Source organism: Anaerolineales bacterium, from assembly GCA_022866145.1.
GTDB lineage: Bacteria > Chloroflexota > Anaerolineae > Anaerolineales > E44-bin32 > PFL42.
Genome location: JALHUE010000188.1, coordinates 1 through 7,807 on the forward strand (window position 1 = coordinate 1; position 7,807 = coordinate 7,807).

Consider the following 7,807-nt stretch of genomic DNA (forward strand, 5'->3'; position numbering starts at 1 on the left):
AGCTCGAGGCCGTTAGGCGGCGATAGGACCCCGGTGTAGAATCCGCGAAATCAGGGGGCGCACTGCTCTCCTCCCCTCCAATTCGGCCTACTTACGGCATGTGGAAATCGTACTCAGCCAGGATTGCCTTAGGGAATTCGAAACGCACCGTCTTGAGCGGGTCGACAACCTGGCAGAACTTGAGCTGGCCGGCCAGGCTCATCAGCATCCCGGCGTCGTTGAGCGGGATGCCGGCAGAGTTCGTCAGGAACTGGGCCATGTTGTGGGTGGCGCCGCTGGCAGACTCGTCCAGGGTGGGAGCGGAAAAAATGGTCGCCACCACCTCCCTGGTCTCCACAAAAGGCGTCGGCAGGCCGGGCAGGTCCACCACGTCCGCCTTGAAGCGCACCGCGCCGGCCGTCTCTGCCCCGCACACCACGATCTCCCCATCACCCATGGCGGCATGCAGGTCGCCCGCGCCGAACAGCGCGCCTTCCACACCCACGGTGAAATACACCCGGTTCCCGGCTGCCACCAGGGTGCAATCCATGTTCCCGCCGTGCGGTCCCGGCGTGCCCGTGGGCACTTCGCCCTCCGCCGGCGCCACACCGATCACGCCGATCATCGGGCGCGCGGGCACGCGCACCTTATCCTTGAAGACCAACTGGCTCCCCTCCAGTTTCAGAATCGAGGTCTCCATCTGCGTGATGACATCGCCTAGGGCGCCCTCGCCCGGGATGGTCACCATGCTAGATCGCTCATCGATCTGGATGTCCAGCAGGTCGATGCGCAGCACGTCCCCGGGTTTGGCGCCCGAGATGTACAGCGGGCCCGTGGCGGGGTTGACGTGCGCCCAGTCCAGCGCATCCACGAGGTCGCTGGTGGTGCGGATCTGCCCCTCGAAGCAGTCGTGCGTCTGCAGCAGCACTTCCTGGCCCTGCTCGATGGTGGCGATGGCTTTCAGCTGCGGGCTGAAGGCGAAGAACACTTTGTCGCGCGAGATCGTCACGGCCATATCTACCTCCAAGAAGATCAGTTTTCATCCGGCAGGCCGGTCATCCCGGCCTCGGCGTTGAGCCTGGCCCACATGGCCCGGTAGGCCGGGTCGCTGAAGCTCAGGTCGCGGCGCTTCTGCAGGCGGGCGATCCAGGCCTCGGTGGCGGCCAGCGCCTCCCGGAAGCAGTGGTGCATGAACTCGGCCTTCTCGCTGGGCGTGCCGCGCTTAACCGTCTCGGCCTGGGCCAGGAAGGCATCCTCCATGGGGTCGAATTCCTGGCGGATCTCGGGCACCAGCGCCTCAAAATCGGCCATGGCGCGCCGGTGGAGCAGCTCGTGCTTCCACCACAGGCAGCGCGGCTCAAAGGTCTCGCTCGGGTAGGGACCCAGATCGGGCAAGTCCATGCCCAGGAAGACCGGCTTGAAGATGGAGACGCAGGTGCCGGAGGTAGCTGTGACCCAGGCCAGCACGCCATGTGCGCCCACATCCGTGACCATGACGCCATCCGCCTGCCACCAGCGGTTCTCCTGCGGCCCGGCATGCATGCAAATGTTGCGGTGCGCCTCGGCGCTGGCGGGGTGATAGCCGGGGCCGTGCTGGCGCATGGTCTGGAAGATGCTCTTGACCGTGATGCGCCCCAGCGCGGACTGCAGGCTGTCATAGGTGATGGCCTGGCGGGCTGGGGAGCCTAAGGAGGGCGGCACTTCGGGCAGGCCGTACCGGCCGGCCCAGTCGGTCGTCGGCGAGCCAGCTCCGTCCGAGCAGGCGTCCCAATCGGCGCGGATGCCCAGCAAGTTGGAGATAGAGGCGACCTTGTCCACTTTCTTGGTCGCCCAGCGCCGACCGGCCGTCTCCAGCACGTAGGCCTCTTCCCTGTCGGCCATGATGTAGGAGCTGTCGAAGTGCGAGTTGCCCTTCAGCTCGGCGCTGCCGCCCTGCCCGTACTGCTCCAGCAGGCCGGTCATGACCTGGATGGCCTCCCGGCAGGTCCGGGCCCGTTCCAGGCCGATGCGCATCAGGTCCGGGCCGATGATGCCGTCCTTCTCTTCGGCCATCTCGGTGGTGAAGACGGCCTCCTCGCCCATCGCCAGGCCGTATTCGTTGACCCCGATCTCGCAGCCGTAATTCCAGAAGGCCTTGGTGAGCAGCAGCTCGTAAGTTTCTTCAGCCTGGGGGATGACCAGGTGGGTCAGGCGCACGGCTTCGCCCCTGGCGTGTTTGCGGCGCGGGATGCGCACGATGGCGTTGGCTTCGTTCACCTCGCAGTCGGCGCTCTTGGCGAAGAGCATCGAATTGCCCTGGGTGAAGGCCGGCAGCGCGACGAATGTGTCGCACATGGGTGTTCCCTATGCTTCCGGTTCGGCCGGCTCGCCAAGCTCGGCCTGGCCTCGGCGGCGCGGCCAGCGCAGTTCGCGGCTGCCCATGATGCCGGTCGGCCTGTAGATCAGAATCAGGATGAGCACAATCGCCAGGACCACCTCGGTGAAGCCGAAGAAGCCCTGCGGGAAGAGCTGCATGATGTTGACCTGGTTCTCGATGCCGCGCAGCACCTCGCGGGCGGCGGTCACCACCAGCGTGCCCACCACGGCGCCCGAGACGCTGTACGGCCCGCCGATGACCAACATGGCCAGCACCACGAACGTCTCGTTCAGGTAGAAGGAATAGGGCGTGAAGGAGGTGATGAAGTGCGCCCACAGCCCCCCGCCGACGCCGGCGATGAAGGCGCTGGCCACGAAGGCCAGCCAGCGCATCACCTCCATGTTGATGCCGATCGAGGCGGCGGCGTAGCGATCGTCGCGGCTGGCGCGCAGGCGCAGCCCGATGCGCGACTCCTTGAAGAAGTAGACGATAAAGATAGTGATCACCGCAAAGATCACGCTTACCCACAATGTGGTGTAGTTGTCCACCCCGAAAAGGGTGCGCGGGCCGTTGGAGACCCGGTCCCAGTGCAGCAGCACCACGTGGATGATGACCAGCAGGGCGAAGGAGGTGATGACGGCGGCCGCATCCGACAGGCGCATCAGCGGGTAACTGATCAGCGCGGCGAACAGGGCCGCCACCAGCCCGCCGATCAGCAGGGAGGGCAGGAAGGGCAGGTGCAGCGGGACCAGGAAAGGATACAGGTCAGAGTTGGTCAGGACCTTAGCCTCGGACGTCATGGAGAACAGCACGGCGGTGTACGCCCCGATGCCCATGAAGCCGATGTGGGCAAAATTCAGGATGCCGGAATTGCCCATGTAGAGCTGCAACCCCAGCACCAGCATGAGGCTGACGAACATGACGGTGACGATGCGGGTCAGCAGGGAGATGCCCGCTAGCTGGGCGAGGACAGCCACGACCAGCACGGCTGCCACCAAGGTCAGCGGGGTGTTGAGCGGTTTGAGGCGGGCGGCCAGGTTCATCCCACGCGCTCCACGGAGGTCTTGCTGCGGATCAGGCCCTCGGGTCGGATGAGCAGGATGATGATGACAAAGGCGAACATGAAGGCTTCACGGAATTCCACCAACCCCGGCGGCAGGAGCACGCCCAGCAGGCTGATGATGGTGGCGTAAACGAATCCGCCCACCACGGCACCGGTCAGGCTGCGCATCCCTCCGATGACGGTGGCGACAAACGCCACCAGCAGGGGTGGTAGGCCAATGGTGGGCGTTACCGAAGCGGAGCGCGCGATCCAGAAGATGGAGACGATGCCGGCCATGATGCCGCTGATGGCGAAGGCGGTGGAGATGACCGTGTTGGCGGGCACGCCCAGCATACGGGTCATGGTGAAGTTGTCGGCGGCGGCGCGCAGGGCGATGCCCAGCACGGTGCGCCGCAGCAGCAGCGTGAGCAGCGCCAGCGTGGCGATGCAGGTGACGATGGTGAGGATATTGCGCCAGGGCACGCTGGTGCCGGCGATCATGACGCTGGTCTGGAAGATCTGCGGCAGGGTCACGGCACGCGCGCGGGGGGAAATGATCAGCAGGGCGCCGTTCTGCAGAATGGTGCTGACGGCGAAGGAGGTGATCAGCATGGCGGTCAACGATTTTTCCCGCACCGGGCGGAAGGCCACCAGCTCGGTCAACAGGCTGGTCACCACGGCAGCCAACACCGCCAGCACGACCACCGCCAGCCAGGGCAGGGGGGTGTAAAAGGTAAGTAGGTACATGGTGTAGCCGCCGACCATGATCAGCTCGCCATAGGCGAAGTTGACCAGACGCAGGATGCCATAGACGATCACCAGCCCCAAGGCCAACATGGCATACAGGCTGCCGAGGCTGAGCGTGTTGGTGATGAATTCCAGGTTGATCAAGGCGGCGCTCTTATTTCTTTACCTGGCGTCCGACGCCCATATAGATGCTTTCGATGTCTGCGCGGCTGCGCAGCTGCTGGGCAGTACCCTGGCTTTCGATCAGGCCAGTATTCATCAGATAGGCCCGGTCGACGATCTCCAGGGTGCGGTCCACGTTCTGCTCGACCAGCAGGATGGTCACGCCGCGCTGGTGCAGGCGGGCGATCAGCTCGAAAATCTGGTCGACCAGGGCGGGGGCCAGGCCCAGGGAGGGCTCGTCCAGCATGAGCAGGCGCGGACTGGACATGAGCGCGCGGGCGATGGCCAGCTGCTGCTGCTCGCCGCCCGAGAGGGTGCCCCCAGGCTGCTGCAGGCGCTCCTTGAGCACCGGGAAGAGGTCGTAGACCTCATCGAGGTTGCGCCGGTACTCGGTTCTTTCGCTGCGGGTGAAAGCACCCAGGCGCAGGTTCTCCTCCACGGTCAGGCTGGGGAAGATGTCGCGCCCTTCGGGCACCAGGGAGATGCCCAGGCGGGCGATCTGCTCGGGAGACTTGCCGACGATGGAACCACCCTCAAAGGCAATACCCCCCTGCCAGGGCCGCAGCACGCCGGCGATGCATCCCAGGGTGGTGGATTTCCCCGCCCCGTTGACGCCCAGCAGAGCCACCAGCTCGCCCTGGCTGACATTGATGGACACGCCGCGCAGGGCGGTGATGGCTCCGTAACGGGCGTGGACGCCATTCAGCTCTAGCATACTCAGCCTCCGGCTGCGGCCTTGCCCAGATAGGCCTGGAGCACAGCCGGGATCTGCCGCACTTCTTGGGGCGTGCCCTCGCCGATGGTCTTGCCGAAGTTCAGCACGTGCAGCCGGTGGCATAGGCCCATGATCAGGCGCATGTCGTGATCGACGATCAACATACCCAGGTTCTTCCGCGCGGGGATCGCTGCCAGCACCTGCAGCAGCTCTTCGCCCTCGTCCTCGTTCAACCCGGCGGCGGGCTCATCCAGGAAGAGGAACTTCGGCTCGGTGGCCAGGGCGCGGGCCACTTCCACGCGGCGCTCGAGGCCGTAGGGCAGCACCCCGGCGCGCATCTCCGCCCAGCGCGAGATGCCGATCTCCTCCAGCACCTGCCCGGCCCGTTTGCGGGCGTCCCGGCGCGAGTGGCCCATGCTGACCGCGGCCACCTCCACGTTTTCGAGCACGGTCAGCTCGCGGAAGAGGCGGATGGTCTGGAAAGTGCGCGCCAGGCCGGCGTGGCCCACCTGATGGGGCTTCTTGTTGGTGATCTCCGCGCCGTCCACAAAGACCTGCCCGCTGGTGGCGGGCAGCAGGCCGGTGACTACATTGATGAGGGTGGTCTTGCCGGAGCCGTTCGGCCCGATCAGGCCAAGGATCTCGCCGCGCCGCAGGATGAAGCTCACGCCGTCCAGGGCGTGCAGGCCGGCAAAGTACTTGGATAACCCCCGGATGGTGAGGGCCTCACGGGAAGGGCCCGCGGCTGAGATGTCAGAGGTCATGGCATAGGGCTATTCAGGGGGGATTCTGTGGAGGCCCTCCGGCCTCCACAGAATCCCCGGGGTCAGTTCACTTTGGGCGGCGGCATGGGCGAAGAACGCCCAAGGCCCGCTTACGGGGCGGGTTGGCTGGTGGGCATCAGCCAGCCGAGGAATGCGGGCACCCCGCCGGTCAGCATGACCATGGCCGCCTGCTTGTGCGTCTCATGGCCATTGGCGGCGGGCTCCCAATCCAGTTCGCCGGTCAGCAGGTCCCAGGTGTTGTCTTCCATCACCTTTGCCATGGCCGCGCCATCGGTGGTGCCGGCCTTCTCCATGGCGCCCGCCAGGATGTTGACCACATCCCAACCGGTGGCAGCCCACATGGCCTCCGGCGGGCCGCCGAACTTGGCTTCATAGGCCGTCAGAAACTCGGCCATCTGCGGCGAGGTGTCGGGCGAGACCCAGGTGTGGGTGGCAAAGACGATGTCGTTGCCGTACTGCGGGCCAAGCGCCTGGAACAGGCCTGGGTCATCATAAGAGTCGCCGCCCAGGATGGGCTGGGTGATGCCGGCTTCGCGCATGGTGCGGATGATCAGGCCCAGGTCCGGCATGTACGAGGAGATGTAGTAGAAATCAGGCTGCTGTGGCTGGGCCTTCATGCGGGCCAGCTGGGCGGAGAAATCGGCCGCGCCCTGCGTGTACTTCTCTTCGTACACGACCGTGCCGCCCTGGTCCTTGAAGGCCTGGACGAAGTACTGGCCGAGGTCCTTGGTGTACTGGATGAAATCGTCGGTGACGACATAGGCTGTATCCCAGCCCTGCTCGCGCGCGTACTGGGCTGCGGCAGCGCCCATGGTGGTGTTCCACATCGACATTGTGAACTGCTTGTCGCCCAGGGCCTCGGAGCCATAGAATGGGGATGAAGCAGCCGGGGAGATGCCCACCAGGCCGGCCTTCTGGGCCTCGCGGCTGGCGGGGCCGCCAAAGTCGAAGTCGCTGGGGGCGATGATGGCATTGGCACCCTGGTCGATGAGCTGCACCGCCGCGTTGCCGGTGGTGACCGGGTCGCTCTTGCAATCCAGGTTGATCAGCACGAGCTGTTTGCCAAGCACCCCACCCTTCTTGTTGATCTCATCCACGGCTAATTGGGCGCCCTTCAGGGCGGGCTCATCCAGGGGCGCCTGGATGCCGGTCAGGCACAGGGCGGCGCCGATCTTGATGGTATCGTCTTCCTTGGCCGCCCCCGCGCAAGCGGAGAGCACCAGGCTGAGAATCAGCAGGATGGCCAGGAAAGTCCAGCGTTGCGATTGTCTCTTCATGTCTTCTTCTCCTTTGTGAATCTGTGGCTGTTCGCCTTCTTCTTCAGAAGGTTAAGCAGCGAACTGGGGTACCGAGAGAAGACGGGCGATCGGGTTTCTGGTGCAAACGGTACGGCGCGCTCAGCAGCGGGAATTTGGTTGAGCAGTGATTCTGCGGAGGATCCCAACGTTGTCAGCCTCACTTGAATTCATGATATGCTATCATATGCGCACGGGCAAGTCAATGAAATGGGGTGAGGGCCGGGCAGTCGCTTTCTTCTTGCGACCGCAGGTTTCTCGCGCAGTGCGAGGCCCCATCCCCCCACGGGCTAGCCCGCCTCTCCCCCGCCCAGCAAGTTGTTGACATAGAACAGCTGTACGATATTGTGGCGCGGTGGACGATCCCTTCGTGATTGCCTCCGCCCACGTCAACTCTGCATGCGTAGTCACGAAGGAGGAACGCAAGCCTAACGCGGCCAGGATACCGAATGTCTGCGATCACTTCAACATCGACTGTTGCTCACTCGAAATACTCATGGACCGAGAGAACTGGTCCTTCTAGATCACATTTCTTCACGCCGCCTAACAACTCGCTGAAGCTGACCCGGCGGGCTGGGCCATAGGGTGAGGCGCCTGGCCCGCCGGCATGCGCGAAAATAGGCGGCAGTCTGCCCGCTTCCGCCGGGCAGCTTAGCTCGAGGCCGTTCGACGTCCGATTCCGGTGGCTTCTTCTCAAGGACGCCTTCGGGGCATTATCCTTCAACC

The 7,807-nt window shown here is 64.7% G+C and carries 7 protein-coding genes; all 7 read right to left on the reverse strand.

Going from position 1 to position 7,807, the window contains the following annotated elements; all coding sequences use genetic code 11:
• Positions 1-91: 91 nt before the first annotated feature.
• Positions 92-994: an acetamidase/formamidase family protein gene (locus tag MUO23_06015; protein MCJ7512509.1), complete on the reverse strand. Its 903-nt coding sequence runs from the start codon at positions 992-994 to the stop codon at positions 92-94.
• A gap of 17 nt (positions 995-1,011) precedes the next feature.
• Complete coding sequence (locus MUO23_06020) at positions 1,012-2,313, reverse strand: C69 family dipeptidase (GenBank protein MCJ7512510.1); 1,302 nt, start codon at positions 2,311-2,313, stop codon at positions 1,012-1,014.
• A 9-nt stretch (positions 2,314-2,322) separates the two neighbouring features.
• Entirely contained in the window at positions 2,323-3,378 is a 1,056-nt protein-coding gene (locus tag MUO23_06025) for a branched-chain amino acid ABC transporter permease (GenBank protein ID MCJ7512511.1), read from the reverse strand.
• Positions 3,375-4,268, reverse strand: coding sequence for a branched-chain amino acid ABC transporter permease (locus MUO23_06030; GenBank protein MCJ7512512.1), 894 nt, complete (start codon positions 4,266-4,268; stop codon positions 3,375-3,377). Before MUO23_06030 ends, MUO23_06025 begins: the two co-directional genes overlap by 4 nt.
• Positions 4,269-4,278: 10 nt before the next feature.
• A complete protein-coding gene (locus tag MUO23_06035) occupies positions 4,279-5,001 on the reverse strand; it encodes an ABC transporter ATP-binding protein (GenBank protein ID MCJ7512513.1) in 723 nt (240 codons plus the stop codon).
• 2 nt (positions 5,002-5,003) lie between these two features.
• Complete coding sequence (locus MUO23_06040) at positions 5,004-5,765, reverse strand: ABC transporter ATP-binding protein (protein MCJ7512514.1); 762 nt, start codon at positions 5,763-5,765, stop codon at positions 5,004-5,006.
• Between the two features lie 110 nt (positions 5,766-5,875).
• Positions 5,876-7,063, reverse strand: coding sequence for an ABC transporter substrate-binding protein (locus tag MUO23_06045; protein ID MCJ7512515.1), 1,188 nt, complete (start codon positions 7,061-7,063; stop codon positions 5,876-5,878).
• Positions 7,064-7,807 lie beyond the last annotated feature (744 nt).

Coding starts and splice junctions, on each gene's coding strand:
- MUO23_06035 (MCJ7512513.1), bottom strand. CDS start 5,001: ATGCTAGAGCTGAATGGCGTCCACGCCCGTTACGGAGCCATCACCGCC.
- MUO23_06045 (MCJ7512515.1), bottom strand. CDS start 7,063: ATGAAGAGACAATCGCAACGCTGGACTTTCCTGGCCATCCTGCTGATT.
- MUO23_06040 (MCJ7512514.1), bottom strand. CDS start 5,765: ATGACCTCTGACATCTCAGCCGCGGGCCCTTCCCGTGAGGCCCTCACC.
- MUO23_06015 (MCJ7512509.1), bottom strand. CDS start 994: ATGGCCGTGACGATCTCGCGCGACAAAGTGTTCTTCGCCTTCAGCCCG.
- MUO23_06025 (MCJ7512511.1), bottom strand. CDS start 3,378: ATGAACCTGGCCGCCCGCCTCAAACCGCTCAACACCCCGCTGACCTTG.
- MUO23_06020 (MCJ7512510.1), bottom strand. CDS start 2,313: ATGTGCGACACATTCGTCGCGCTGCCGGCCTTCACCCAGGGCAATTCG.